3 protein-coding genes and 1 pseudogene are annotated in these 2,097 nt (G+C 54.4%); all 4 read left to right on the top strand.

The features are described from left to right. The first annotated feature begins 120 nt into the window (after positions 1–120). Positions 121–516: a penicillin-binding protein activator gene (locus BG74_RS13950; protein ID WP_187202777.1), complete on the top strand. Its 396-nt coding sequence runs from the start codon at positions 121–123 to the stop codon at positions 514–516. Next, a complete protein-coding gene (locus BG74_RS13945; RefSeq protein ID WP_187202776.1) occupies positions 480–695 on the top strand; it encodes a hypothetical protein in 216 nt (71 codons plus the stop codon). Before BG74_RS13950 ends, BG74_RS13945 begins: the two co-directional genes overlap by 37 nt. Positions 696–1,428: 733 nt before the next feature. Continuing rightward, entirely contained in the window at positions 1,429–2,019 is a 591-nt protein-coding gene (gene diaA, locus BG74_RS07660) for a DnaA initiator-associating protein DiaA (protein WP_066597619.1), read from the top strand. A 9-nt stretch (positions 2,020–2,028) separates the two neighbouring features. Further along, a pseudogene (locus tag BG74_RS17895) lies at positions 2,029–2,097 on the top strand (division/outer membrane stress-associated lipid-binding lipoprotein); the annotation flags it as partial.

Raw genomic sequence — 2,097 nt, 5'->3', positions numbered from 1 at the left:
CTCCTGGCCCGCCGCGTCGGGAGACGACGGGCAAAAGTCCACCGCTGGCACAGCGCCCCGCGGGCAACAATCCTCGACGGACGAAACGCCGAAGCGCAGGCAGCGTGCATGTAAAGGCTTATGATACCTCCAGCCCCGCTGCCTGCGCTCCTGGCTCAGGCGCAGCGGGACGGCACCAGTATGATACTCGATCCGCTTTTGAAAAACGACATGGAGCAGTTGGATAACGATAATACCAGCGCCAAAGCCGCCGGCACGCTGAGTATTCTAGCACTCAATCAGCTGGAATATCTGCAGTCTCGGCCAAATATTTGCTATTTTGCCCTATCTACGGAATATTTTGCCCTGTCTCCGGAAGATGAAACGCGCAACGAGGACAACCATATTCACCAGCAAGACCGGCAGCGATTTTTGCCGCGCAGCGCATTAGGGTACAGGGTGGCGAAGGCGTTTTCTGGCACCAGGTCGGCGTCGCCACGGTGCTGGAACAGCACCTTGGATCCTTCGCCAATCTGAAACAAAGCATCAACAGTGGCGCTGGCATCCAGCTGACCGGCACGCTGGTAGCCGATGACGAAGCGCCAGCCAACACCTCGGTGACCATTGCGGGTCTTACCATCCAGCACTGTAGGATAAAGCGCGGTGTCGACGTCCACCAATGCCGATGGCGGGTATCAATGTGGTTTATATCATAGCCACCCCCGACGAGTTGGCGCTATGATTAGGCCGATGATCGATATGCGCTTCAGCTCGAGAGCACGGCTGGCGCTGTATGCCAATTCGCGCAGATATCACGCCGAGGCTGGTACCAATTATATACCGCCAGGAAATGGAGGGGCTGGAATTCAGCGATATCCCCCGCTGCTGACCAGCGATAACCCGGCGTTGCTGTCGAAGATAAGCGCCTAGTTCCGTGGTAATTATTCGCTGGTACGGCTGTATGAAATGGACATGGACGCCTGAACGATGGCCAATCACTTCAGAGAAATGCACCGGCTTCCGGGCTTCCCAGATCTCGTGGGCGCAACTGGCACTTTATATTACAACACCGGATTGCATAATCAATAGGACGTTATCATAGCTGAAATACCAGCGGGTCAAATAAATATCGGCACGGTAATCTGCCGCTCACGCCAGGCGCAGGTCTGTCTGCGCCTTGTCTCCGCCAATATGCAGGGCGCGGAGGCGAGATTGACCTAATCATGCAGGAGGGTAATACCTGGGTTTTCAAAGCGTAACACTCAGCAAGCGCCGCCGTTTACTACGGGTAGAGCAGGTCTGTGTCTGGCGCCGCGCCAATTTTAACACTTCCACTTGTCACTTCGACATTATTGACATTACTGGAATCTGGGTAGAATGATTAAAAGATGCCTTTGGCTCACCGTAATAACTCCCCATTTATCTTTTAACTTATTTAGGTTGTTAAACGTGCTGGAAAAAATAAGAGGCTGTTTTACCGAAAGCATCCAAACCCAGATTGCGACTGCAGAGGCCCTGCCAGACGCCATTGCCCATGCTGCCAACGTGCTGGTGCAGGCGCTGCTCGACGATAAAAAAATCTTATGCTGTGGCAACAGCACCGCCGTCGCTAACGCACAGCACTTCGCCGCCTGTATGCTGAATCGTTTTGAAGCCGAACGCCCCAGCCTGCCGGCTATAGCGTTGAATGCCGATACCGTGGTATTGACCGCCATCGCCAACGATCGCCAGCATGACGAAATCTACGCTAAGCAAGTGCACGCGCTCGGGCAGTTCGGCGATATTCTGCTGGCGATTTCCGCCCACGGCAACAGCCGTGATATCGTGAAAGCCGTTGAGGCGGCCGTCACCCGTGACATGAAAATTATCGCCCTGACGGGCTATGACGGCGGCGAATTGGCCGGCCTGCTAGGTCAACAAGACGTTGAAATCCGCATCCCATCCCATCGCAGCGCGCGGATTCAGGAGATGCATATGTTCACCGTGAGCTGTCTATGTGATTTGATAGACAATAAGCTGTTTCCCCACCTGGACGATTAAGGAGCCCAGATGAAGGTTCATACGCTATTAATACTGCTGTGTACCGCCTTGATGCTGCAAGGATGCGTTGGCGCGGTG

This window comes from Sodalis-like endosymbiont of Proechinophthirus fluctus, from assembly GCF_001602625.1.
In the GTDB taxonomy this organism is placed as follows: domain Bacteria; phylum Pseudomonadota; class Gammaproteobacteria; order Enterobacterales; family Enterobacteriaceae.
The sequence above is the reverse complement of the archived record's forward strand: the minus strand, read 5'-3'. Positions and strand labels throughout refer to the sequence as shown.